The 25631-nt window shown below is 56.0% G+C and carries 25 protein-coding genes; 22 read left to right on the top strand and 3 right to left on the bottom strand.

Annotated features, from left to right (window positions below; genetic code table 11):
• The first annotated feature begins 17 nt into the window (after positions 1-17).
• From SK54_RS15235 to flgL, 7 genes are all read left to right on the top strand, one after another.
• Complete coding sequence (locus tag SK54_RS15235; RefSeq protein ID WP_003857990.1) at positions 18-773, top strand: flagellar basal body rod protein FlgF; 756 nt, start codon at positions 18-20, stop codon at positions 771-773.
• Between the two features lie 11 nt (positions 774-784).
• A complete protein-coding gene (gene flgG / locus SK54_RS15230) occupies positions 785-1567 on the top strand; it encodes a flagellar basal-body rod protein FlgG (RefSeq protein ID WP_000625853.1) in 783 nt (260 codons plus the stop codon).
• Between the two features lie 57 nt (positions 1568-1624).
• Positions 1625-2323 carry a flagellar basal body L-ring protein FlgH gene (gene flgH, locus SK54_RS15225; RefSeq protein ID WP_048247546.1) on the top strand — a complete coding sequence of 233 codons (699 nt, stop codon included), beginning with the start codon at positions 1625-1627 and terminating at the stop codon, positions 2321-2323.
• A gap of 12 nt (positions 2324-2335) precedes the next feature.
• Entirely contained in the window at positions 2336-3433 is a 1098-nt protein-coding gene (locus SK54_RS15220; protein WP_017384733.1) for a flagellar basal body P-ring protein FlgI, read from the top strand.
• Positions 3434-4387 carry a flagellar assembly peptidoglycan hydrolase FlgJ gene (flgJ, locus tag SK54_RS15215; protein WP_017384732.1) on the top strand — a complete coding sequence of 318 codons (954 nt, stop codon included), beginning with the start codon at positions 3434-3436 and terminating at the stop codon, positions 4385-4387.
• Positions 4388-4462: 75 nt separating this feature from the next.
• Positions 4463-6103 carry a flagellar hook-associated protein FlgK gene (flgK, locus tag SK54_RS15210; protein WP_017384731.1) on the top strand — a complete coding sequence of 547 codons (1641 nt, stop codon included), beginning with the start codon at positions 4463-4465 and terminating at the stop codon, positions 6101-6103.
• A gap of 16 nt (positions 6104-6119) precedes the next feature.
• Entirely contained in the window at positions 6120-7073 is a 954-nt protein-coding gene (flgL, locus tag SK54_RS15205; protein ID WP_017693643.1) for a flagellar hook-associated protein FlgL, read from the top strand.
• Between the two features lie 75 nt (positions 7074-7148).
• Here flgL and SK54_RS15200 read toward each other — a convergent pair whose 3' ends face one another.
• Entirely contained in the window at positions 7149-8360 is a 1212-nt protein-coding gene (locus SK54_RS15200) for an MFS transporter (RefSeq protein ID WP_048247544.1), read from the bottom strand.
• A gap of 94 nt (positions 8361-8454) precedes the next feature.
• On the opposite strand from SK54_RS15200, the gene SK54_RS15195 reads away from it, so the two are divergent.
• The gene (locus SK54_RS15195; RefSeq protein WP_032671510.1) at positions 8455-9408 is read left to right on the top strand and encodes a LysR family transcriptional regulator; all 954 of its coding nucleotides are present in this window, start codon (positions 8455-8457) and stop codon (positions 9406-9408) included.
• Between the two features lie 40 nt (positions 9409-9448).
• Here the strand turns inward: SK54_RS15195 and rne are convergent, their stop codons facing one another.
• A complete protein-coding gene (gene rne, locus SK54_RS15190) occupies positions 9449-12565 on the bottom strand; it encodes a ribonuclease E (RefSeq protein ID WP_023303426.1) in 3117 nt (1038 codons plus the stop codon).
• A gap of 570 nt (positions 12566-13135) precedes the next feature.
• Between rne and rluC the strand changes: the two genes are divergently transcribed.
• Complete coding sequence (rluC, locus tag SK54_RS15185) at positions 13136-14083, top strand: 23S rRNA pseudouridine(955/2504/2580) synthase RluC (protein WP_041907418.1); 948 nt, start codon at positions 13136-13138, stop codon at positions 14081-14083.
• Positions 14084-14178: 95 nt separating this feature from the next.
• Here the strand turns inward: rluC and SK54_RS15180 are convergent, their stop codons facing one another.
• Positions 14179-14763: a Maf family protein gene (locus tag SK54_RS15180; RefSeq protein ID WP_017693639.1), complete on the bottom strand. Its 585-nt coding sequence runs from the start codon at positions 14761-14763 to the stop codon at positions 14179-14181.
• Between the two features lie 140 nt (positions 14764-14903).
• Here SK54_RS15180 and yceD point away from each other — a divergent pair, with 140 nt between their 5' ends.
• The 13 genes from yceD (at position 14904) to SK54_RS15115 (ending at position 25499) form a co-directional block, all read left to right on the top strand.
• Positions 14904-15425, top strand: coding sequence for a 23S rRNA accumulation protein YceD (yceD, locus tag SK54_RS15175; protein ID WP_003857966.1), 522 nt, complete (start codon positions 14904-14906; stop codon positions 15423-15425).
• Positions 15426-15441: 16 nt separating this feature from the next.
• Positions 15442-15615 (top strand): 50S ribosomal protein L32, encoded by a 174-nt coding sequence (rpmF, locus tag SK54_RS15170; RefSeq protein WP_003857964.1) that lies wholly within the window; start codon positions 15442-15444, stop codon positions 15613-15615.
• An 81-nt stretch (positions 15616-15696) separates the two neighbouring features.
• Positions 15697-16731, top strand: coding sequence for a phosphate acyltransferase PlsX (plsX, locus tag SK54_RS15165; RefSeq protein ID WP_017693638.1), 1035 nt, complete (start codon positions 15697-15699; stop codon positions 16729-16731).
• A 6-nt stretch (positions 16732-16737) separates the two neighbouring features.
• Complete coding sequence (locus tag SK54_RS15160) at positions 16738-17691, top strand: beta-ketoacyl-ACP synthase III (RefSeq protein ID WP_003857960.1); 954 nt, start codon at positions 16738-16740, stop codon at positions 17689-17691.
• A gap of 15 nt (positions 17692-17706) precedes the next feature.
• A complete protein-coding gene (gene fabD / locus SK54_RS15155) occupies positions 17707-18636 on the top strand; it encodes an ACP S-malonyltransferase (RefSeq protein ID WP_015570824.1) in 930 nt (309 codons plus the stop codon).
• Between the two features lie 12 nt (positions 18637-18648).
• On the top strand, positions 18649-19383 hold the full coding sequence (fabG, locus tag SK54_RS15150) for a 3-oxoacyl-ACP reductase FabG (RefSeq protein WP_003857956.1): 735 nt from the start codon (positions 18649-18651) through the stop codon (positions 19381-19383).
• Between the two features lie 154 nt (positions 19384-19537).
• A complete protein-coding gene (acpP, locus tag SK54_RS15145; RefSeq protein WP_003857954.1) occupies positions 19538-19774 on the top strand; it encodes an acyl carrier protein in 237 nt (78 codons plus the stop codon).
• 91 nt (positions 19775-19865) lie between these two features.
• Positions 19866-21107, top strand: coding sequence for a beta-ketoacyl-ACP synthase II (fabF, locus tag SK54_RS15140; protein WP_017693637.1), 1242 nt, complete (start codon positions 19866-19868; stop codon positions 21105-21107).
• Between the two features lie 120 nt (positions 21108-21227).
• The gene (gene pabC / locus SK54_RS15135) at positions 21228-22037 is read left to right on the top strand and encodes an aminodeoxychorismate lyase (RefSeq protein ID WP_015570822.1); all 810 of its coding nucleotides are present in this window, start codon (positions 21228-21230) and stop codon (positions 22035-22037) included.
• Between the two features lie 2 nt (positions 22038-22039).
• The gene (gene yceG / locus SK54_RS15130) at positions 22040-23062 is read left to right on the top strand and encodes a cell division protein YceG (RefSeq protein WP_048247543.1); all 1023 of its coding nucleotides are present in this window, start codon (positions 22040-22042) and stop codon (positions 23060-23062) included.
• Positions 23052-23693 (top strand): dTMP kinase, encoded by a 642-nt coding sequence (gene tmk / locus SK54_RS15125; RefSeq protein ID WP_015570821.1) that lies wholly within the window; start codon positions 23052-23054, stop codon positions 23691-23693. The genes yceG and tmk overlap by 11 nt, the downstream gene beginning before the upstream one ends.
• A complete protein-coding gene (gene holB / locus SK54_RS15120; RefSeq protein ID WP_017384721.1) occupies positions 23690-24694 on the top strand; it encodes a DNA polymerase III subunit delta' in 1005 nt (334 codons plus the stop codon). The genes tmk and holB overlap by 4 nt, the downstream gene beginning before the upstream one ends.
• A 10-nt stretch (positions 24695-24704) precedes the next feature.
• Positions 24705-25499: a metal-dependent hydrolase gene (locus tag SK54_RS15115; RefSeq protein WP_017384720.1), complete on the top strand. Its 795-nt coding sequence runs from the start codon at positions 24705-24707 to the stop codon at positions 25497-25499.
• The last annotated feature ends 132 nt before the right edge of the window (positions 25500-25631 follow it).

The following is a 25631-nucleotide window of genomic DNA, read 5'->3' as shown; positions in this document are numbered from 1 at the left end:
GCTGACGGGAAAGCGCAATGGATCACGCAATATATACAGCGATGGGCGCAGCAAGCCAGACGCTCAATCAGCAAGCTGTTACCGCCAGCAACCTTGCGAACGCTTCCACGCCAGGTTTTCGTGCGCAGCTCAACGCGCTGCGTGCGGTGCCGGTAGAAGGGCTGTCATTGCCCACGCGTACGCTGGTCACCGCCTCCACGCCGGGCGCCGACATGACGCCAGGTCAGATGGATTACACCGCGCGTCCGCTGGACGTTGCCCTTCAGCAGGACGGCTGGCTGGCGGTGCAAACGGCTGACGGCGGGGAAGGGTATACCCGCAACGGTAATATCCAGGTGAGCGCCACCGGGCAGCTGACGATTCAGGGGCATCCGGTTATGGGCGAAGCCGGTCCGTTGACGGTGCCGGAAGGGTCAGAGCTGACCATTGCGGCAGACGGGACGATCTCGGCGTTAAACCCGGGCGACCCGGCGAACACCGTTGCGCCTGTCGGTCGTCTGAAGCTGGTGAAAGCGGAAGGCAACGAAGTGCAGCGTGGCGATGACGGGATGTTCCGTCTGACCCAGGCGGCGCAGGCCACGCGTGGCGCCACGTTACAGGCCGACCCGACCATCCGCGTGATGTCCGGCGTGCTGGAAGGCAGTAACGTCAAACCGGTGGAAGCCATGACCGACATGATCGCCAGCGCCCGCCGCTTCGAAATGCAGATGAAAATCATCAGCAGCGTCGATGAAAACGCAGGCAAGGCTAACCAACTTCTGGCTATGAGTTAACAGGACTCCCTATGATCAGTTCTTTATGGATCGCGAAAACCGGTCTGGACGCACAGCAAACCAATATGGATGTGATTGCCAACAACCTGGCAAACGTCAGCACCAATGGTTTCAAGCGCCAGCGTGCGGTTTTCGAAGATTTGCTTTATCAAACGATTCGTCAGCCAGGGGCGCAGTCTTCTGAGCAAACCACGCTGCCGTCCGGTCTGCAAATTGGTACCGGCGTGCGCCCGGTCGCCACCGAGCGTCTGCACAGCCAGGGCAACCTGTCCCAGACCAACAACAGTAAAGACGTTGCCATTAAAGGTCAGGGTTTCTTCCAGGTGCAGCTGCCTGACGGGACCTCCGCCTATACCCGCGATGGTTCGTTCCAGGTGGATCAGAACGGCCAGCTGGTGACGGCGGGCGGTTTCCAGGTTCAGCCTGCGATCACCATACCGGCGAACGCGCTGAGTATCACCATTGGTCGTGACGGTATCGTCAGCGTCACTCAGCAAGGTCAGGCCGCGCCGGTCCAGGTTGGACAGCTCAACCTGACCACCTTCATGAACGATACCGGACTGGAAAGCATCGGTGAGAACCTCTACACCGAAACGCAGTCTTCCGGCACGCCAAATGAAAGTACCCCGGGCCTGAACGGGGCGGGGCTGCTGTATCAGGGGTATGTGGAAACCTCGAACGTTAACGTGGCGGAAGAGCTGGTGAATATGATCCAGGTCCAGCGCGCCTATGAAATTAACAGTAAAGCAGTGTCGACGACCGACCAGATGCTGCAAAAACTGACGCAACTCTAAGGTGTAGCCCGGTGCGGTAAACGTCGCACCGGCTCCCTGTTTTCGAAGATGAAGGCAATGCAAAAAAACGCGGCGTTTCGTTATCCGATCCTGACTGTTCTGGCCGTCACCCTCAGCGGGTGTGCCTGGATCCCGTATAAACCATTGGTACAGGGTGCGACTACCGCCCAACCCGTTCCCGGCCCCGCGCCGGTGGTGAACGGCTCTATTTTCCAGACCGCGCAGCCGATTAACTACGGTTATCAGCCGCTGTTTGAAGACCGTCGTCCGCGTAACGTTGGCGATACGCTGACCATTGTGTTGCAGGAAAACGTCAGTGCGAGTAAGAGCTCGTCGGCGAACGCCAGCCGCGACGGCAAAACCAATTTTGGCTTCGACACCGTGCCGCGCTATCTGCAAGGGCTGTTCGGCAACGCCCGTGCGGATGTGGAAGCCTCCGGCGGCAACACCTTTAACGGTAAAGGTGGTGCGAACGCCAGCAACACCTTCAGCGGAACGCTGACGGTTACGGTTGACCAGGTTCTGGTGAACGGCAACCTGCACGTGGTGGGCGAAAAACAGATCGCCATTAACCAGGGTACGGAATTCATTCGCTTCTCCGGTGTGGTTAACCCTCGCACTATCAGCGGCACCAACACCGTACCGTCCACCCAGGTGGCGGATGCGCGCATTGAGTACGTCGGCAACGGCTACATTAACGAAGCGCAAAATATGGGCTGGCTGCAACGCTTCTTCCTTAACTTATCGCCGATGTAAGCGAGGTGACCTATGTATAAATTTCTCTTCGCCGTGGCGCTGTCGCTGGTCGCTACCGTTGCGCAGGCCGATCGCATACGCGATCTCACCAGCGTGCAGGGCGTGCGCGAAAACTCGCTGATTGGCTACGGCCTGGTGGTGGGGCTGGATGGGACGGGTGACCAGACGACCCAGACGCCGTTCACCACCCAGAGCCTGAACAATATGCTCTCGCAGCTCGGTATTACCGTACCGGCCGGGACCAACATGCAGCTGAAAAACGTGGCGGCCGTGATGGTGACCGCGTCTTATCCGGCCTTTGCGCGTCAGGGGCAGACCATCGACGTGGTTGTCTCGTCGATGGGTAACGCCAAAAGCCTGCGTGGCGGTACGTTGCTGATGACGCCGCTGAAAGGGGTCGACAGCCAGGTGTATGCTCTGGCGCAGGGCAACATTCTGGTTGGCGGAGCAGGCGCGTCGGCGGGCGGCAGCAGCGTGCAGGTGAACCAGCTGAACGGGGGACGTATTACCAACGGCGCGATCATCGAACGTGAGCTGCCGACCCAGTTCGGCACCGGCAACACCATTAACCTGCAACTGAATAACGAAGACTTTACGATGGCGCAGCAGATCGCTGACACCATCAACCGCAGCCGGGGCTACGGCAGCGCCACCGCGCTGGATGCCCGTACCGTGCAGATCCGCACGTCAACCGGCAGCAGCAACCAGGTGCGGTTGCTGGCCGATATCCAGAATATGGAAGTGAACGTGCCGGTGCAGGATGCGAAAGTCATTATCAACTCCCGTACCGGCTCGGTGGTGATGAACCGCGAAGTGACGCTGGACAGCTGCGCCGTGGCGCAGGGCAATCTCTCCGTCACGGTTAACCGCTCGGCCAACGTCAGCCAGCCGGATACCCCGTTTGGTGGCGGTCAGACGGTAGTGACCCCGCAAACGCAGATTGATTTACGACAGAGCGGCGGTTCGTTGCAGAGCGTGCGCTCCAGCGCCAACCTGAACAGCGTGGTGCGTGCTCTGAATGCGCTGGGTGCAACGCCAATGGATCTGATGTCCATTCTGCAATCCATGCAAAGTGCAGGCTGCCTGCGCGCCAGACTGGAAATCATCTAAATGCTGACCGATAGCAAACTGTTGACCAGTGCCGCCTGGGATGCCCAGTCGCTCAACGAGCTGAAAACCAAAGCGGGCAAGGATCCGGCGGCGAATATCCGCCCGGTGGCCCGTCAGGTGGAAGGCATGTTCGTACAAATGATGTTGAAAAGCATGCGTGAAACCCTGCCGAAAGATGGCATGTTCAGCAGCGATTCCACGCGGCTTTACACCAGCATGTACGATCAGCAGATTGCCCAGCAAATGACCGCCGGAAAGGGGCTCGGCCTGGCGGACATGATTGTGAAGCAGACCGCAGCCGCTCAGGGGCTCCCGCCTGAAGAGGCCCCGCCGCAGGTGCCGCTGAAGTTTGATCTGGAAAAGGTGACCAGTTATCAAAATCAGGCGCTGACGCAGATGGTGCGTAAGGCGATGCCGAAGCCGGCAGAAACGCGTGACGAGCCGCTCTCCGGCGACAGCAAAGACTTCCTGGCGCAGCTCTCCCTGCCGGCGCGTCTTGCCAGTGAAGAGAGCGGCGTGCCGCACCATCTGATTCTGGCGCAGGCGGCGCTGGAGTCGGGCTGGGGGCAACGTCAGATCCGCAGGGAGAACGGTGAGCCGAGCTTCAACATCTTTGGCGTGAAGGCCACCTCCAGCTGGAAAGGGCCGACCACCGAGATCACCACCACCGAATATGAGAACGGTGCGGCAGTGAAGGTGAAAGCCAAATTCCGCGTCTACAGCTCGTATCTGGAAGCGTTGTCGGATTATGTCGGGCTGCTGAGCCGGAATCCGCGCTACACCGCCGTGACCCAGGCCGCCACGCCAGAGCAGGGCGCTCAGGCATTGCAGAATGCTGGCTACGCGACCGATCCAAACTATGCGCGCAAGCTGACCAGCATGATCCAGCAGCTGAAATCCATGTCTGAGAAGGTCAGCAAAGCGTATAGCACAGATCTCGAAAATCTGTTCTGAAAGTTCTCAAGTCCCGGTGGAGGTTGCCGATAACCTTCATCAGGACTCGTGTCTGAACGTATAAAAGGAACCCCCATGTCCAGTTTGATTAACAGCGCCATGAGTGGCCTCAGTGCTGCGCAGTCGGCACTCAATACCGTCAGTAATAATATTTCAAGCTACAACGTGGCAGGTTATACCCGCCAGACCACCATTCTGGGGGCATCAAACAGCACCCTGACCGGCGGTGGCTGGGTGGGTAACGGGGTCTATGTCTCCGGTGTTCAGCGTGAATATGATGCGTTTATCACCAACCAGCTGCGCGCGGCGCAGAACCAGAGCAGTGGGCTGACCACGCGCTACCAGCAGATGTCAAAAATTGACGACGTGCTTTCTGATACCACGAACTCGCTTTCTGCCAACCTCCAGGATTTCTTTAAAAGCCTGCAAACGCTGGTGAGTAACGCAGAAGATCCGGCTGCTCGCCAGACGGTACTCGGGAAGGCGGATGGTCTGGTAAACCAGTTTAAAACCAACGATCAATATCTCCGCGATCAGGATGCGCAGGTCAATACGGCGATTTCTACCAGCGTCGATCAGATCAATAACTACGCGAAACAGATTGCCAATCTTAACGATCAGATCTCCCGGCTGACTGGCGTCGGTGCGGGCGCATCCCCGAATGAACTGCTCGATCAGCGCGATCAGCTGGTGAGTGAACTGAACAAGATTGTCGGTGTGGACGTCACCGTACAGGACAGCGGCACCTACAACATCTCTATCGCCAACGGTTACACCCTGGTACAGGGCAGCAACGCCAGCCAGCTGGCGGCGGTGAAATCCAGTGCGGACCCAGCGCGTACAACAATTGCGTATGTGGATACCGCAGCGGGCAACGTGGAGATCTCAGAAAAACAGATCACCACGGGGTCGCTTGGGGGGCTGTTAACGTTCCGTTCTCAGGATCTGGATCAGGCGCGAAACACCCTTAACCAGATGGCGCTGGCGTTTGCGGATGCCATGAATACCCAGCACCAGGCTGGCTTTGATGCCAACGGGGATGCAGGCGGCAAGCTGTTTGATTTTGGCTCGCCGGCAGTGCTGAGTAACGGTAAAAACACCGGAAGCGCGTCCGTTACGGCCACGATGACGGACAGTACAAAGGTCCAGGCGACAAACTATAAAGTCGAGTACAACGGTACTGACTGGACAATCACGCGTCTGTCGGACAACACCAGCTTCACGGCCAAGCCTGACGCCAGCGGTAATCTGTCGTTTGATGGTCTCAACGTTAAGATTAGCGGCTCAGCCGATAATAAAGACAGTTTCATCGTCAAACCGGTGAATGACGTCATTGTCAATATGGACGTAGCGATCAGCGACGAATCCAAACTGGCGATGGCCTCCGCGAAAGGAAGCGGTGAAAGCGACAATACCAATGGCCAGAAGCTGCTGGATTTACAGAGCGCCAAATTGGTGGGAGGGAACAAAACCTTTAACGATGCTTATGCCGCGCTGGTCAGTACGGTGGGCAGCACCACGGCGTCGCTGAAAACCAGCAGCGAAACCAAAGTTAACGTGGTGACGCAGCTGACCAAACAACAGCAGTCAATCTCCGGGGTTAACCTGGATGAAGAGTATGGCAACCTGCAACGCTATCAGCAGTACTATCTGGCGAATGCGCAGGTGCTGCAAACGGCGAGCACGCTGTTTGATGCATTGATCAATATCCGCTAAGGCTGAGGCATAAAAAATGCGTATTAGTACTCAAATGATGTATGAGCAAAGCATGCGCGGCGTGACGAACTCCCAAAGTCTCTGGCTCAGCTACGGCGAGCAGATGTCTACGGGGAAGCGTATCAACCGTCCGTCTGACGATCCGATTGCCGCCTCGCAGGCCGTTGTGCTCTCTCAGGCTCAAACGCAAAACAGCCAGTATGCGCTGGCACGCTCCTTCGCTACGACGAAAGTCTCGCTGGAAGAGAACGTGTTATCGCAAGTGACAACCGCCATCCAGGCTGCTCAGGAAAAGATTGTCAATGCGGGCAACGGTACGTTAAGTGACGATGACCGCGCTTCGCTGGCCACAAACCTGCAAGGTATTCGCGATCAGCTCATGAACCTGGCTAACAGCACGGACGGTAACGGTCGCTATATTTTTTCCGGTTACAAGACCGAAGCGGCGGCTTTCGACCAGACTACGGGTGATTATAAGGGCGGCGGAACGCCAATCAGCCAGCAGGTTGACTCCGCGCGCACGATGCAAATTAGCCATACGGGCACTGAAGTTTTCGATAGCTTCACCAGCAATGCCAAGCCAGAGCCAGATGGTAGTGCGCCGGAAACGAATTTGTTCAAGATCCTCGACTCCGCAATTGAAGCGCTGAATACGCCGATTGGGGAGGACGAAACGAAAGCCGAGGCGTTTACGGCGGCTATTGATAAAGCCAACCGTGGCCTGAGCAACTCCCTCAACAACGTGCTGACCGTGCGCGCCGACCTCGGCATCAAGCTGGATGAGCTGGGCAAGCTGGACGCTCTGGGTGAAGACCGCGCGCTGGGTCAGACGCAGCAGATGAGTAACCTGGTTGACGTGGACTGGAACTCGGTGATTTCGTCCTACACCATGCAGCAGGCGGCGTTGCAGGCCTCGTATAAAGCCTTTAGCGATATGCAGGGTATGTCTTTGTTCCAGATGAACAAATAAGACTCTGACCTGTTTGACATGTCTTGAAACTGGGCATGTTTTGACTGCCCAACCCGTCCGGGTTGGGCATTTTTTTTACACACTTTCAGCCTGTGCGGACAGCACCCTGGCGCTTTCAACCACTCTGATAGCCAGCGCAATGGCGCCACACAGGGTTGCCAGAGCCACCACGCCAGACCAGCCCGCCAGCGTATAGATATTGCTGCCTACTGCCGAACCTAGCGCCATTCCGATGAAAATGACGGTAAACAGCAGGGCGTTCAGGCGTCCGCGGGCCTGCGGCTCAAGGCTATAGACCAGGTTCTGGTGGGCCACGAGGCTGGACTGCAAGCCGAGATCGAAACCGACCGCGGAGAGGGCAATCAGGATCAACTGACCGTGTACACCCAGTGCCGGCATCAGGAACATCAGGGCAAACGAGAGGGTCACCAGCGCGGCACCCAGTTGGGTGACTTTACCGGCGCCCAGCTTATCGGCAAGACCACCCGCCAGCGGTGCGGCCAGCGCGCCAGCGGCTCCGGCAATACCAAATCCACCCGCTATGGCACTGCCAAGGTGATACCGTTCCAGCAGCATGACCGCCAGCGTTGACCAGAATGCGCTAAAGGCAATCGACAGAAAACCCTGGGCCAGCGCGGCCCGACGCAGCGCCGGATATCGGCGCCAGAGGTGTTCCATGGAGCGCATCAGCGCCGGGTAGCTCAGCGTGGAGTGAACGGCGAAGCGGGGAAGCACGGCCCACATCACCACGCCAATAAAGGCAATACTTGCGGCGGCCAGCTGATACATCACCCGCCAGCCAAAGGCCTCACCCACCACGCCGCTCACGGTTCTGGAGAGCAAAATCCCCAGCAGCAGGCCGGTCATCACCGTGCCGACCGTTTTTCCCTGTTTACCTTCCGGCGCGAGGATCGCTGCGGCCGGGACAATATCCTGCGCCATGGTGGCGGCCATGCCAATCAGCAGGCTGGTGAGCAGCAGGGAGTGCAGTTGTCCGGTCAGGCTACAACCCAGCAGGAACAGCGCCAGAGCCGCACTTTTTATCAGGATCAGCGTTCTGCGGTCATGACGATCGCCGAGCGGGAGCAGAAACAGGATGCCCAGGGCATAACCCGCCTGGGTGAGCGTCGGGACCATGCCCATGCCTTCGATGCTCAGATGCAGGTCTGAGCCCATCAGCGGCAGCAGAGGCTGGGCATAATAGATGGATGCCACGCTAAAGCCCGCACCGAGCGCCAGCATTAAGATTACCCAGCGGCTTACGGCCCGGGTGGTGGTTGTGTTCATAAGATGTTCCTCATTCGTTGTGTGCGGCTATTTTTTATCAGTACGCCTTGCGACGGTAGCGGGCGCGGTGGTAAAACGCTTATACGTGCGGCGTATGGGTAAAAATGGTATGAAAAGGTCTGAGCGTATAGATCGGGTAGAACTGATGCGAACGTTTGTTCGCATTGTGGAGGCGGGGTCTCTTTCTGCGGCGGCACGTCAGCTGGCAACAACCCAGGCCACGGTGAGCCGACGGTTGCAGTCGCTTGAGACCATGCTGGGAGTACGCCTGATGCTGCGCACAACCCATACGACCCGGCTGACCGATGACGGCGAACGCTGCTATCAGCATGCCCGACGGGTGATTGACAGCTGGCTGGCGCTGGAAGACGAGGTAGGGCAGACGGAAGATGAACCGGTTGGGGTGCTGAGGGTGCGCGCCCCGCACGCGTTTGGCCAGGATCAGCTTCTGAAACCGTTAACCGAATTTTTACAGCGCTATCCCCAGCTTTCTGTTGAGTGGATGCTCAACGATCGCTCGGTTGATTTCCTCGGCGACAACCTTGACTGTGCTATTCGGGTGGGTGTGGAAGTCGATCCGGCAACCGTGTCCGTGCTGCTGGCTGAAGTGCCGCGCTCGGTGGTGGCTTCACCGGAATTACTGGCCCGTTATCCCGCGGTTAAAACGCCGGAAGATTTGCAGCAGCTTCCCTGGATTGCCATCAGCTCTTTTTATCAACGTCATGTGGAGCTTTTCCACGATGCATCATCTGCCCCGGCGCGGGTTACCATTACGCCACGCCTGAGTACCGACAGCCTGTATGTGGCGCGCAATACGGCACTCACCGGGCTGGGCGTGGCGGTGGTATCCAGCTGGACAGTACAGGATGATATTCAGGAAGGACGACTGGTGCATCTACTGCCAGAGTGGCAGCCGGCAGCGTTACCGGTACATCTGGTTTACCCCTGGTCTCGTTATTATCCGGCGCGCTTGCGGCGTTTTCTGGAGCTGATGCGGCAGATAATGCCGGAGGTCACCGGAATGAGAAAGCCCCTGCAACAGCCATAAAAAAGCCGACCCGAAGGTCGGCTTTCAGTCTTAGCGTGCGTTATTCAACAGGCTGAGGACGGGTCGCTGGCGCAGTAGCCATGTGCGTTGCACTGTGACCACCGGCAGCACCTTTGCCTTCGAAGTTGAATGCCGGACGAACCCAGTCGCTATGGCGTGGCGCTTCAGGTACATACTCAGGTGCCGGGGCGCGAGTCATCGGCGCGGTAGCAACGTGAGCAGGCGCTGGAGCGGCAACGACCTCAACCGGCTCGGATTTCACTTCAGCCTCTTTGACCTCTTCGACAACAGGCTCAACCTGAATCTCGACGTCCTGAACAACCTCTTCCGTCACCGTTTCGACGGTAACGTCTGCGGGTTCTTCTGCTGCGGAGACCGGCTCAGCTTCCTCCGCGACTTCTTCAGCCACCACGGTATCTTCTTCGGCAATGATCTGCGGGGCGGCATCAACCGGCGCAGCAATGACTTCAGGATGGGTCGTTTCAACTTCCACAGCCTGCGGTGCCACCGTGTCAACAACCTGCGGTTCAACCACGGTTGCTGCTTCAGTCACGACGTCTTCCACCGCTGCTACCGGTGCAATCACCTCTTCGGTCACAGCCTGTTCTTCAACAGCCTGCTCCGGGCGAGCAACCGGATAACGGATCCAGACTTTACCGGATGCCATCTCAGGTGACGCGCACGCCACGGTCAGCGGCATTGGCGACTGAGTCGGGTAACGCTCGTCACGGTAGCGACGACGACGCTGGCCGCTCACGCGCAGGTGACGCGGAGAACGACGGGAGCGACGCGGCATACCTGCGTTGTCACGGTTTTCGCTGCTTTCGTCCTGCTCAACCTGATTTTCCACTACGGCTGGCAGGTCAACTTTCGCGACCTGGGTACCCGTTGTGCTTTCTGCTGCTTCAACCGCGATAACGTCGTTTTCTTCCGTCTGAACAGCACCCACACGTACTTTCTGGGTCAGCTGACGCTGCTTACGACGCGGCATAACCTGAGTACGCTCTTCCTGCTCCGTGTCCTGCTGTTCAACAGGCGCTTCGCGGTTCAGGTTTTTGACTTCCTGCTGGGCCTGGCGTTTCTCGTCGTTACGACGACGGTTACGCTCGCGGCGAGGTTGCTGCTCGTCACGCTGTTTGCTCTTCTCGGACTCATCGCCCGCCTGCTGGCGAATTTCACGATCTTCAACGTTCTGCTGTTGCTTCTCGCGACGGTTGCGACGGTTGTCCTCGCGTTGTTCACGACCTTCGTTGTTCTCGGAACGATTATCACGGCGCTCGTTACGATCGCTACGGTCGTTGCGGTCATTACGATCGCGACGATTGTTCTGACGCTTACGACGGTCCTGCTGACGCTCTGGTTTCGCTTCTTTTGGCGCTTCTTTCGGCTGCTCAGGCTGAACTTCTTCGCCAGCAAACATTTTTTTCAGCGCGCCGAAGATGCGGCTCAGGAGACCCGGCTGCTCAGGCTGCGCTTTTGGCGCGGCAGGGGCCGCCTTTTGCACGGCAGGTTTTGCCGCTGGTTTTTCCAGCGTCGCTTCCGGCGGGGCTTCCGGCATGATGAAGGTTGCTAATGCAGGCTGCTCAGGCAGTTTACGCTCGGCAGGCTCTTCATCCGATGGCAGCGCCATTTCTTCTTCATGCAGCTTCGGTAGCAGGTAGCTGAGGGTGCTTGTCTCTTCGCCTTTACGCACGCGCAGCACGTGATAGTGCGGGGTTTGCATCTCGTCGTTTGGCACGATGATGCAGCGAACGCCGCCCTGACGCGCTTCGATTGCGCTTACCGCTGCACGTTTTTCGTTCAGCAGGTAGGAGGCAATCGGCACCGGAACGATGGCGTGAACCTCTTTGGTGTTCTCTTTCAGCGCTTCTTCTTCAATCAGACGCAGAATAGAGAGGGAGAGCGATTCATTGTCACGCACGGTACCCGTACCGGAACAGCGCGGGCAGACGTGATGGCTGGACTCGCCGAGTGACGGGCTCAGACGCTGACGGGACATTTCCAGCAGGCCGAAGCGCGAGATATGGCTAATCTGGATACGTGCGCGATCCTGGCGCACCGCTTCACGCAGACGGTTTTCAACCGCACGCTGATGGCGAACCGGGGTCATGTCGATGAAGTCGATAACAATCAGACCACCCAGGTCGCGCAGGCGGAGCTGGCGGGCGATTTCATCAGCGGCTTCAAGGTTGGTGTTGAAGGCGGTCTCTTCGATGTCGCCGCCACGGGTTGCACGCGCGGAGTTGATGTCGATAGCGGTCAGCGCTTCGGTGGTATCAATTACGATAGAACCGCCGGACGGCAGACGCACTTCACGCTGGAAGGCAGACTCGATCTGGGATTCAATCTGATAGTGGCTGAACAGCGGGATTTCACCGGTGTACAGTTTAATTTTGCTGGTGAAATCCGGGCGACCCAGCGCGGCGATGTGCTGGCGAGCCAGCTCAAGCACTTTCGGGTTATCAATCAGAATTTCACCGATGTCCTGACGTAGATAATCACGGAAGGCACGCACAATAACGTTGCTTTCCTGGTGGATCAGGAACGGAGCAGGACGGCTCTCAGCCGCTTTCTTGATGGCTTCCCAGTGCTTCAGACGGAAGCTCAGGTCCCACTGCAACGCTTCGGCAGATTTGCCGACGCCTGCGGTGCGCACGATAAGGCCCATGCCGTCTGGCAGCTCGAGACTTGCCAGCGCTTCTTTCAGCTCGGTACGGTCATCGCCTTCGATACGGCGAGAGATGCCACCCGCACGCGGGTTGTTTGGCATCAATACCAGATAGCTTCCTGCCAGGCTGATAAAGGTGGTCAGTGCGGCACCTTTGTTGCCACGCTCTTCTTTATCGATCTGGACGATAACTTCCTGACCTTCACGCAGAACATCTTTAATGTTCGGACGGCCATGGGAGTTGTAGTTTGCAGGAAAATATTCGCGGGCGATTTCTTTGAGAGGAAGGAAACCGTGACGCTCAGCACCGTAATCGACAAATGCAGCTTCAAGGCTTGGTTCAATGCGGGTGATTTTGCCTTTGTAAATGTTCGCTTTTTTCTGTTCGTGTCCAGGACTTTCGATATCCAGATCGTACAGGCGCTGCCCATCCACAAGGGCGACACGCAACTCTTCTTGCTGAGTTGCGTTGATTAACATTCTTTTCATCGTAACTTACTCGTTATTCTTACATTGACGACAAAGCTGCGGGCAAGGTGACGCTTTCCGGGGTATGAACCGATGGCCTCGTGTCTATTCACGTCGCCAACCTCACGGTTGTCGCTCGCTTAAGAGGCGCAGAGTGTCGGTTGCCTGTGTTTCATACGGAAACACAGCGCAATTATCAGGGGAATTGCCTGGGAAAACTCTCCAGAGAACAATCCTTATACCGGGAAGTACTGCAACCCGCAGCCCGCTAACTGCCTGAAAGATCAATACGTCTTACGCCATTGCTGCGTGGATGATCGGTCAGACAAAATTGGTCATTCCGTCGACATCCTTACAAAACCCGGATTTAACGCGGAAAACGGATTCATTATTCCACTGCTCGCCGGGTTATAGCAAGATGACTTTTACCAATTATCACCCGGTTACTCACAGTTTCTTCACTTCAACGGGGTGATTGGTTTAATAACCACCAAATCGATTGCGCGAAAGGGGAGTGGTCCGGATAAAAGTAAATATAAGCATAGAAAAATGAGTGGCGCTAATGTCTGACGCTATTTAGAATCGCCAACCATGAAAACAGAGACTCCAGCCGTAAAAATGGTTGCCATCGCCGACGACGAGGCGGGGCAACGTATCGATAATTTTTTGCGCACCCAGTTGAAGGGCGTGCCAAAAAGTATGATTTATCGCATCTTGCGTAAGGGCGAGGTGCGGGTGAACAAAAAACGCGTGAAGCCAGAGTATAAGCTCGAGGCGGGCGATGAAGTCCGGATCCCACCGGTACGTGTTGCAGAGCGTGAAGAAGAGGTCGTTTCTCCGAAGCTGCAAAAAGTCGCGGCCCTGAGCGACGTTATCCTTTATGAGGACGACCACATTCTGGTGCTGAATAAACCGTCCGGAACGGCGGTACACGGGGGGAGCGGTCTGAGCTTCGGCGTGATTGAAGGGTTACGCGCGCTGCGCCCGGAAGCGCGTTTCCTCGAACTGGTTCACCGTCTTGACCGCGATACCTCTGGCGTGCTGCTGGTGGCGAAAAAACGTTCTGCGCTGCGTTCACTGCATGAACAGCTGCGCGAAAAAGGGATGCAGAAAGATTACCTGGCGCTGGTGCGCGGCCAGTGGCAGTCCCACGTGAAAGTGGTGCAGGCGCCGCTGCTGAAAAATATTCTGCAAAGCGGCGAGCGCATTGTTCGTGTTAATCAGGAAGGGAAACCGTCTGAGACGCGCTTTAAAGTTGAAGAGCGCTACGAATTCGCCACGCTGGTGCGCTGTAGTCCGGTGACGGGGCGTACCCACCAGATTCGCGTCCATACCCAGTTTGCGGGCCATCCGATTGCGTTTGATGACCGCTATGGCGATCGCGAATTTGATAAGCAGCTGGCGGGAACAGGGCTGTCGCGTCTGTTCCTGCACGCGGCAGCGCTGAAATTTACCCATCCTAATACCGGCGAAGTTATCCGTATTGAAGCGCCGCTGGATGATCAGCTCAAACGCTGTCTGAAAGTTCTGCGCGGCTAAGGTAAATGTAAAACGGCAATGTATATTGCCGTTTTTTATGTTTGCCCCCTCTCCCTGTGGGAGAGGGCCGGGGTGAGGGCATCAGGCCGCAGGGATCACATCGTCAGCGGATTACACTCTTCTCGCCTCAACATCTGGCACAGCGCAATCAGCGGCAACCCCACCAGCGTGTTGGGATCGCGGCCATCGAGCTTGTCGAACAACGCAATCCCTAGTCCTTCACTTTTAAAGCTCCCTGCACAGTTTAGCGGACGTTCCCGACGCACATAATCCATAATCTCCTGCTCGCTAAGATGACGGAAGTGCACATCAAACGGCTCGCACTCGGTTTGCAGATGACCGGAAGCCGAATTATAAAGCGCCAGGCCGGTATAAAAGGTCACGATACCGCCTCGCGCACGCAACAGCTGCTGGCAGGCGTTTTCTTCCGTATGCGGTTTGCCGGTGATTTCGCCGTCCAGCACACAAACCTGATCGGAGCCTATAATCAGATGTGCGGGGTAACGTACGGCCAGCGACTGTGCTTTCTCTTTCGCGAGACGGGTCACCAGATGACGCGGTGACTCGCCCGGCTGTGGCGTTTCATCCACCTCCGGCGCAGCGCATTCAAACGGGATCCCGAGCTTTTCCAGCAGCATTCGGCGATAAGGTGAAGTGGAAGCAAGGACGAGATTTGGCATATTTTTATCACCAGATATAGCGTATCGATGCCAGCCATTTTAAACTACAGGCCGCAATGTGTGCGAATAATTGGCAAAAGGCAGCTCTGGTTGCCTTTTTCTTTGACTCTATGACGTTACAAAGTTAATATGCGCGCCCTATGCAAAAGGTAAAATTACCCCTGACTCTTGATCCGGTTCGTACGGCTCAAAAACGCCTCGATTACGAAGGAATCTATTCTTCCGATCAGGCTGAGCGTATTGCCGAATCTGTAGTCAGTGTGGACAGTGATGTAGAATGCTCCATGTCGTTCGCTATCGACAACCAGCGTCTCGCCGTGTTAACCGGTGATGCAAAGGTGACGGTAACGCTCGAATGTCAGCGTTGCGGGAAACCGTTTGTACAGCATGTTCACACAACGTATTGTTTTAGTCCGGTTCGTTCTGACGAACAGGCTGAAGCACTCCCGGAAGCGTATGAGCCGATTGAGGTTAACGAATTCGGTGAAATCGATCTTCTGGCGCTGGTTGAAGATGAAGTCATCCTCTCCCTGCCAGTCGTTCCGGTGCATGATTCTGAACACTGTGAAGTGTCCGAGGCGGACATGGTCTTTGGGGAACTGCCTGATGAAGCGCAAAAACCAAACCCATTTGCCGTATTAGCCAGCTTAAAGCGTAAGTAATTGAGGAGTAAGGTCCATGGCCGTACAACAGAATAAACCAACCCGTTCCAAACGTGGCATGCGTCGTTCCCATGACGCGCTGACCGCAGTTACCAGCCTGTCTGTAGACAAGACTTCTGGTGAGAAACACCTGCGTCACCACATCACCGCTGACGGTTTCTACCGCGGCCGCAAGGTTATCACTAAGTAATCACGCGTCAGCGTGATTAGGCTTAGTGAGGAACTTCCCCGTGCAAACGGGGAGTTTACCGAACCAGGCTGCGACGATACCTTGACACGTCTAACCCTGGCGTTAGATGTCATGGGGGGAGATTTTGGCCCTACCGTGACAGTGCCTGCAGCATTGCAGGCACTGAATTCTAATTCGCAACTCACACTTCTTTTAGTCGGTAATCCCGACACAATCACGCCATTACTTGCAAAAGCTGACTTTGAACAACGTTCGCGTCTGCAGATTATTCCTGCGCAGTCAGTTATTGCCAGTGATGCCCGGCCATCGCAGGCTATTCGTAATAGCCGCGGCAGCTCTATGCGAATGGCGCTGGAGCTGGTGAAAGAAGGGCGAGCGCAGGCTTGCGTCAGCGCGGGAAATACTGGTGCGCTGATGGGGCTGTCGAAATTATTGCTCAAGCCGATTGAGGGCATTGAGCGTCCGGCGCTGGTGACGGTATTACCGCATCAGCAGAAGGGCAAAACGGTGGTGCTGGATCTGGGCGCTAACGTGGATTGTGATAGTACAATGCTGGCTCAGTTTGCCGTTATGGGGTCGGTGCTGGCTGAAGACGTGGTCGGGATTAACAATCCCCGCGTTGCTTTACTGAATATTGGTGAAGAAGAGACCAAAGGCCTGGACAGTATCCGCGACGCTGCGGAAATACTCAAACAGGTCCCCTCCATCAACTATATTGGTTATCTCGAAGCCAATGAGTTGCTGACGGGCAAAACGGATGTATTAGTGTGTGATGGCTTCACCGGAAACGTGACGTTGAAGACCATGGAAGGGGTCGTACGAATGTTCCTTTCTCTGCTGAAATCGCAGGGAGAAGGTAAAAAAAGGTCCTGGTGGCTGATTTTATTAAAGCGTTGGTTACAAAAAAGCCTGACGCGGCGATTCAGTCACCTCAACCCCGACCAGTATAATGGCGCCTGTCTGTTAGGATTGCGCGGCATCGTGATTAAGAGTCATGGCGCCGCCAATCAGCGAGCATTTACCGTCGCGATTGAACAGGCAGTGCAGGCGGTGCAGCGTCAAGTCCCTCAGAGGATTGCCGCTCGCCTGGGATCTGTATTAGCTAAAAGTGACTGAGCGTACATGTATACGAAGATTTTAGGTACCGGCAGCTACCTGCCAAAACAAGTGCGTACCAACGCCGATCTTGAAAAAATGGTAGATACGTCTGACGAGTGGATTGTCACGCGCACAGGTATCCGTGAACGTCGTATCGCCGCGCCAGACGAAACTGTGTCCACCATGGGCTACGAAGCCGCTCAGCGAGCGCTTGAGATGGCTGGCATTGATAAAGAACAGATCGGGCTTATTGTGGTGGCGACAACCTCTGCCACGCATGCCTTCCCAAGCGCAGCGTGCCAGGTGCAGAACATGCTCGGCATCAAAGGCTGCCCGGCATTTGATGTTGCAGCAGCGTGCGCGGGTTTCACCTATGCGCTGAGCATCGCCGATCAGTATGTAAAATCGGGCGCCGTAAAATATGCGCTGGTGATCGGCGCTGATGTGCTGGCGCGTACCTGCGATCCGACCGATCGCGGCACGATCATTATTTTTGGCGATGGCGCGGGCGCGGTGCTGCTGGGGCAGTCCGAAGAGCCGGGCATCATCTCCACGCACCTGCATGCCGATGGCCGCTACGGCGAGCTGTTAACGCTGCCTAACGCCGATCGCGTTAATCCGGACAGTTCGATTTACCTGACAATGGCAGGTAACGAAGTGTTTAAAGTGGCCGTGACTGAACTGGCTCACATCGTTGATGAGACGCTGGAAGCGAACAATCTGGACCGCGCCGCACTCGACTGGCTGGTACCGCATCAGGCGAACCTGCGTATCATCAGCGCGACGGCGAAGAAGCTGGGCATGTCTATGGATAACGTTGTGGTGACGCTTGATCGCCACGGCAACACCTCTGCGGCATCGGTACCGTGCGCATTTGACGAAGCGGTACGCGATGGACGAATCAAACGGGGCCAACTGGTCTTGCTTGAAGCCTTTGGTGGCGGGTTCACCTGGGGTTCCGCGCTGGTTCGTTTCTAGGATAAGGATTAAAAAATGACGCAATTTGCTTTTGTGTTCCCGGGACAGGGCTCGCAAACTGTCGGGATGTTGTCTGAAATGGCAGCAAACTATCCGGTTATTGAAGAGACTTTCCGTGAAGCCTCTGACGCGCTGGGTTATGATCTGTGGGCGCTGACCCAACAGGGCCCCGCTGAAGAGCTGAACAAAACCTGGCAGACTCAACCGGCACTGCTGGCAGCCTCCGTCGCATTGTGGCGCGTATGGCAGCAGCAGGGCGGCAAAGCGCCGACGCTGATGGCGGGTCATAGCCTGGGTGAATACTCTGCGCTGGTCTGCGCAGGGGTGATTGCCTTCGCTGACGCGGTACGCCTGGTTGAATTGCGTGGTAAATTCATGCAGGAAGCGGTGCCAGAGGGCACGGGCGGCATGTCTGCCATCATCGGTCTGGATGATGCGTCTATCGCTAAAGCCTGTGAAGAATCTGCTGAAGGTCAGGTCGTTTCTCCGGTAAACTTTAACTCGCCAGGCCAGGTGGTTATCGCGGGTCATAAAGAAGCGGTTGAGCGTGCAGGTGCTGCCTGTAAAGCTGCGGGCGCAAAACGTGCACTGCCCCTGCCGGTGAGCGTACCGTCTCACTGCGCGCTGATGAAGCCCGCTGCCGATAAGCTGGCGGTTGAGCTGGAAAAAATGACCTTTAACGCACCGACGATTTCCGTTGTGAATAACGTCGATGTGCAGTGCGAAACCGCGCCGGAGGCTATCCGTAACGCGCTGGTTCGCCAGCTCTACAGCCCGGTTCAGTGGACTAAAACCGTTGAATTTATGGCGTCTCAGGGCGTTGAACATCTGTATGAAGTTGGTCCAGGTAAGGTACTTACCGGTCTGACAAAACGTATTGTAGACACCCTGACTGCCTCGGCGATTAACGAGCCGGAAGCCATGAAAGCGGCACTCTCGCAATAAAAGAGGAATACCATGAGTTTTGAAGGAAAAATTGCCCTGGTGACCGGCGCAAGCCGCGGTATTGGGCGCGCTATTGCTGAAACACTGGTTGCGCGCGGCGCGACGGTGATCGGGACTGCGACCAGTGAGAATGGCGCACAGGCCATCAGCGACTATCTGGGTGCGAACGGTAAAGGTCTGGTACTGAATGTGACTGAACCAGCATCTATCGAATCTGTTCTGGAAAATATTCGCGCAGAGTTTGGCGAAGTGGATATTCTGGTCAATAATGCCGGGATCACTCGCGACAACCTGCTGATGCGAATGAAAGACGACGAGTGGAACGATATTATCGAAACCAACCTGTCATCTGTATTCCGTCTGTCAAAAGCGGTAATGCGCGCTATGATGAAAAAGCGTCATGGTCGTATTATCACTGTAGGTTCTGTGGTTGGTACCATGGGAAATGCTGGTCAGGCTAACTACGCTGCGGCGAAAGCAGGTCTGATCGGTTTCAGTAAGTCGCTGGCGCGTGAAGTCGCGTCCCGCGGAATTACTGTAAACGTTGTTGCTCCGGGCTTTATTGAAACGGACATGACGCGTGCGCTGACTGATGAGCAGCGTGCGGGTACGCTGGCGGCAGTTCCGGCGGGTCGTCTTGGCGACCCTAAAGAAATCGCCAGCGCGGTTGCATTTTTAGCCTCTGACGAAGCGGGTTACATCACTGGTGAAACCCTCCACGTCAACGGCGGGATGTACATGGTTTAATCACGATCGAAAATATTTGCGTTATTTGGGCAAATGGCCTCAAAATAACGTAAAATCGTGGTAAGACCTGCCGGGATTTAGTTGCAAATTTTTCAACATTTTATACACTACGAAAACCATCGCGAAAGCGAGTTTTGATAGGAAATTTAAGAGTATGAGCACTATCGAAGAACGCGTTAAGAAAATTATCGGCGAACAGCTGGGCGTTAAGCAGGAAGAAGTTGTGAACTCCGCTTCCTTTGTTGAAGACCTGGGCGCAGATTCTCTTGACACCGTTGAGCTGGTAATGGCTCTGGAAGAAGAGTTTGATACTGAGATTCCGGACGAAGAAGCTGAGAAAATCACCACCGTTCAGGCTGCCATTGATTACATCAACGGTCACCAGGCGTAAGTGAACATCTCCAGGCGGTCATTCGACCGCCTGAGTTTTATCTTTTGTTGTCCCACGAATCTCTTTTTTTATCCCTCCCTGGAGGACAAGCGTGTCTAAGCGTCGTGTAGTTGTGACCGGACTTGGCATGTTGTCTCCTGTCGGCAATACCGTAGAGTCCACCTGGAAAGCTCTCCTTGCCGGTCAGAGCGGCATCAGCCTAATCGACCATTTCGATACTAGCGCCTATGCAACGAAATTTGCTGGCTTAGTAAAGGATTTTAACTGTGAAGAGATCATCTCGCGCAAAGAACAGCGCAAGATGGATGCCTTCATTCAATATGGAATTGTCGCTGGCGTTCAGGCCATGCAGGATTCTGGCCTTGAGATTACGGAAGAGAACGCGACCCGTATCGGCGCCGCTATCGGCTCCGGGATTGGCGGTCTGGGTCTGATTGAAGAAAACCATACATCTCTGATGAATGGCGGCCCGCGTAAAATCAGCCCGTTCTTCGTTCCGTCTACGATTGTCAACATGGTGGCAGGTCACCTGACCATTATGTTCGGCCTGCGTGGCCCAAGCATCTCAATCGCGACAGCCTGTACGTCTGGCGTGCATAACATCGGCCAGGCCGCGCGTATCATTGCGTACGGCGATGCAGATGCTATGGTTGCGGGCGGCGCTGAAAAAGCCAGTACCCCGCTGGGCGTCGGTGGCTTCGGTGCAGCGCGTGCGCTCTCTACCCGAAACGATAATCCTCAGGCGGCGAGCCGTCCGTGGGATAAAGACCGTGATGGTTTCGTGCTGGGTGACGGTGCAGGCATGATCGTACTGGAAGAGTACGAACACGCGAAAAAACGTGGCGCGAAAATTTATGCTGAAGTTGTTGGCTTTGGCATGAGCAGCGATGCTTATCACATGACGTCTCCTCCAGAGAACGGCGCAGGCGCTGCGCTGGCGATGGAAAACGCCATCCGCGATGCGGGCATTACGCCAGCACAGATTGGCTACGTTAACGCCCATGGGACGTCTACCCCTGCGGGCGATAAAGCAGAAGCGCAGGCTGTTAAGTCTATCTTCGGCGAATCTGCCGGCCGCGTAATGGTAAGCTCCACGAAATCCATGACCGGTCACCTGCTGGGTGCTGCGGGGGCAGTAGAGTCAATCTACTCTATTCTCGCGCTGCGCGATCAGGCTGTACCGCCAACCATCAACCTGGATTATCCGGATGAAGGTTGCGATCTGGACTTCGTTCCTCACGAAGCGCGCCAGGTTAGCGGTATGGAGTATACCCTGTGTAACTCCTTCGGCTTCGGTGGGACTAACGGCTCTCTGATCTTCAAAAAGGTCTGAGTCTGGTTAGTCGCTGACGATAAAAAAGGTCCGCTTGCCGGGCCTTTTTTATTAGGTGAAATCCCCTTGTCCGGCTGCTCACATCCTGCCAGACTGAGCCTCCACGCATAAGGAGCCACCATGTTTTTGATTAATGGCCTTGAGCAAGAAACGCTGCCAGCCAGCGACAGGGCGACCCAGTTTGGCGATGGCTGTTTCACGACTGCGCGTATTCTCGACGGTGGCGTGTGTCTGCTCGGGGCCCATATCCTTCGTTTACAAAAAGCCTGCGAAGCATTACTGATCCCCTTCTCGCAGTGGGACATTCTTGAAAGTGAAATGCGTCGGCTGGCGTCAGATAAAGCAAGCGGCGTCCTGAAAGTCATTATTAGCCGCGGGAGCGGTGGCCGGGGCTATAGCGGTTCTGCCTGTCTGCATCCTACGCGGGTCCTTTCCGTTTCAGATTATCCTTCCCATTATGCGCACTGGCGTGAAGAGGGCGTAGCCCTGGCGCTAAGTCCGGTACGTCTGGGGCGAAACCCGATGCTCGCTGGCATAAAACATCTCAACCGCCTTGAACAGGTGCTTATTCGTACTCATCTTGAGCAGACGGAGGCCGGGGAGGCGCTGGTTCTTGACAGCGAAGGGTACATTACGGAATGCTGTGCGGCTAATTTACTCTGGCGGAAGGGCTGTGATGTGTTCACGCCTTCGCTGGAGCAGGCCGGCGTCAACGGCATTATGCGGCAGTTTTGTATGCACCAGCTGGCACGTGCAGGCTTTCGCGTTGTCGAAGTCAACGCTAAGGAAGAGGCGCTGCTGTCTGCCGATGAAGTTGTTATCTGCAATGCGCTGATGCCCGTTGTCCCCGTTCGCGCTTATGGCCGCAAATGCTGGTCATCCCGCGAGCTGTTCCAGTTTCTGGCCCCGTTATGTGAGCAAACCAGGTAGTCATGAAGAAAATGTTACGCTTTGTCCTCCTTCTTATCGTTGCGTTCGGTATCGCTGGCGGAGCGGGAGTGTGGAAAGTCCGTCAGCTGGCGGAGAGTCAGATCCTGATTAAAGACGAGACGATTTTTACCCTGAAAGCGGGTACCGGGCGGCAGGCGCTTGGTCAGCAGCTGTATGACGACAAAATTATCAATCGCCCACGCGTATTCCAGTGGCTGCTGCGTATTGAACCGGACCTGTCCCATTTCAAGGCCGGCACCTATCGCTTTACCCCTGGCATGACCGTGCGCGAGATGCTGCAACTGCTGGAGAGTGGTAAAGAAGCCCAGTTCCCGCTGCGTTTTGTGGAAGGTATGCGTCTGAGCGATTACCTCAGGCAGCTGCGGGACGCGCCATACATTAAGCATACGCTGAAAGATGACCGCTACCAGACCGTGGCAGACGCCTTAAAATTCGAACATCCCGAGTGGGTGGAAGGCTGGTTCTGGCCCGATACGTGGATGTATACGGCAGGCACGACGGATGTGGCCATTCTGAAGCGCGCGCACAACAAAATGGTCGCGGCGGTAGACGCTGCCTGGAAAGGGCGAGCAGAGGGCCTGCCTTATAAAGATCAAAACCAGTTCATGACGATGGCCTCGATCATCGAGAAAGAGACGGCCGTTGCTCCCGAACGTGACCAGGTTGCCTCGGTGTTTATTAACCGTCTGCGCATCGGCATGCGTTTGCAAACCGATCCTACCGTCATCTACGGCATGGGCGAAAACTACAACGGCAGGATTTCCAGAAAAGATCTGGAGACGCCAACGGCGTATAATACCTACGTGATTAGCGGCCTGCCGCCTGGACCGATCGCGACGCCGAGTGAAGCATCGTTGAAGGCCGCCGCGCACCCGGCCAAAACGCCGTATCTCTATTTTGTGGCTGACGGAAAAGGGGGGCATACGTTTAATACCAACCTGGCCAGCCACAATCGCTCCGTTCAGGACTATCTGAAGGCACTTAAGGAAAAAAATGCGCAGTAAATACATTGTCATTGAGGGACTCGAAGGGGCGGGCAAAACAACTGCCCGTAACGTGGTGGTGGATACGCTTACGTCGCTTGGCGTTGCCGACATGGTCTTTACCCGCGAGCCGGGCGGTACGCAGCTGGCGGAAAAACTGCGCAGCCTGGTTCTGGATATCAAATCCGTTGGCGATGAAGTTATTACCGACAAAGCGGAAGTGCTGATGTTCTATGCTGCGCGCGTTCAGCTGGTGGAGACGGTGATCAAACCCGCTCTGGCAGAAGGGAAATGGGTGATTGGCGATCGCCACGATCTCTCAACCCAGGCGTATCAGGGCGGGGGCCGGGGTATCGATCAGGCCATGCTGGCTACGCTTCGCGACGCGGTTCTGGGCGATTTCCGTCCTGACCTGACGCTGTATCTGGACGTAACTCCTGAGGTGGGCCTGAAGCGCGCCCGTGCCCGCGGCGAACTGGACCGCATTGAACAGGAGTCTTTTGATTTCTTTAACCGCACCCGTGCGCGTTATCTGGAACTGGCCGGGCAGGACAAGACCATTCGTACCATCGATGCGACGCAATCCCTTGAAGACGTTACGCGTGATATTCAGCAGACCGTTACGCAGTGGCTACAGGAGCAGCAGGCATGAAATGGTATCCATGGTTGCGCCCACACTTTGAACAGCTGATCGGCAGCTATCAGGTTGGTCGGGGGCATCATGCGTTACTGATCCAGGCGCTGCCGGGAATGGGTGATGATGCGTTGATTTACGCCATCACCCGCTTTCTGATGTGCCAACAGCCGGAAGGACATAAAAGCTGCGGTAAATGCCGGGGTTGCCAGCTCATGCAGGCGGGCACGCATCCTGACTATTACACCCTCGAACCCGAGAAGGGCAAAAATACGCTCGGTATCGACGCGGTGCGTGAGGTCAGTGAGAAACTGTACGAATATGCGCGTCTGGGGGGGGCGAAAGTGGTGTGGCTGAATGACGCCGCGCTACTCACGGAAGCCGCAGCCAACGCCCTGTTAAAAACCCTGGAAGAGCCGCCAGAGAATACCTGGTTTTTCCTCTCCTGCCGCGAGCCGGAACGCTTGCTGGCGACGCTGCGCAGTCGCTGCCTTCTTCACCACCTCGCTGTCCCTCAGGAATCCTGGGCGCTCGCCTGGCTTGAGCGAGAAGTGACGGTGTCACAAGATGCGGCGCGCTCGGCGTTGCGCCTGTGCAGCGGTGCGCCTGCGGCTGCGCTGGCCTTATTGCAGCCGGAAGTGTGGTCCCAGCGTGAAACGCTATGTCGTGCGGTTGAATCAGCCCTCGACAGCCATGACTGGCTTAGCGTGCTGCCAGCGCTGAACAGCGATCAGGCACCGGAACGGCTGCACTGGCTGGCCGCGCTGCTGCTGGATGCGCTCAAAATCCAGCAGGGGGCGACGCTTCTGACTAACCCTGACGTGTGGGCGCTGGTCACCACGCTGGCGAATCGCCTGTCAGGGCAGTCGCTGCACGCTATCCTTCATGATATCTGCCAGAGTCGTGAACAACTTTTGACGGTAACCGGTCTCAATCGCGAGCTTTTACTGACCGACCAGTTACTGCGTATCGAACACTACCTGCAACCAGGCGTCATACCGCCGGTTTCCCACCTCTGAGAGAGACATTATGTTTTTAGTCGACTCACACTGCCATCTCGATGGCCTGGATTATCAGTCCCTGCATAAAAATGTGGACGACGTGCTGGCGAAAGCCGCCGCGCGCGATGTGAAATTTTGCCTGGCCGTGGCGACCACGTTGCCGGGTTACCGCGCCATGCGTGAACTGGTAGGCGAGCGCGATAATGTCGTCTTCTCCTGCGGCGTGCATCCGCTGAATCAGGATGAAGCGTACGACGTTGAGGATTTACGCCGTCTTGCCGCAGAAGAGGGCGTAGTGGCGATGGGCGAGACCGGTCTCGACTATTTCTACACCCCGGAAACGAAACCTCGCCAGCAGGAATCCTTCCGCAACCACATCCGTATTGGCCGTGAACTGAATAAGCCTGTTATCGTTCATACCCGCGATGCGCGCGCCGACACGCTGGCGATCCTGCGGGAAGAAAAGGTGACGGATTGCGGTGGCGTACTACACTGTTTCACTGAAGACAGAGAAACGGCGGGTAAGCTGCTTGATTTAGGCTTTTATATCTCGTTCTCGGGGATTGTAACGTTCCGGAATGCTGAGCAACTGCGTGATGCGGCGCGATATGTTCCGCTGGATCGTATTCTGGTGGAAACCGATTCCCCGTACCTGGCACCGGTGCCTCATCGCGGCAAAGAAAATCAGCCAGCGATGACCCGGGATGTCGCTGAGTATATGGCCGTTCTGAAAGGTGTCAGTATTGAAGAGCTGGCTCGCGTGACAACGGAAAACTTCGCCAGTCTGTTCCATATCGACCCCGCCCACCTGCAATCTGTCTGATACGCCTGTTATTTTTAGGCTCGTAATTAATAAGTAAAACGAGTAAAGTTCACCGCCTCATTTGGGGCGGTGATGGCGTTTTTAGACACATCCAGACATGCTTTATGTAAATATCTGCAAGTTTTTTGGCCG

This window comes from Enterobacter sp. MGH120, assembly GCF_001037725.1.
Classification (GTDB): domain Bacteria; phylum Pseudomonadota; class Gammaproteobacteria; order Enterobacterales; family Enterobacteriaceae; genus Enterobacter; species Enterobacter hormaechei_C.
Note: the sequence above shows the minus strand (reverse complement) of the source record. Positions and strands in the feature narration are given on the sequence as shown.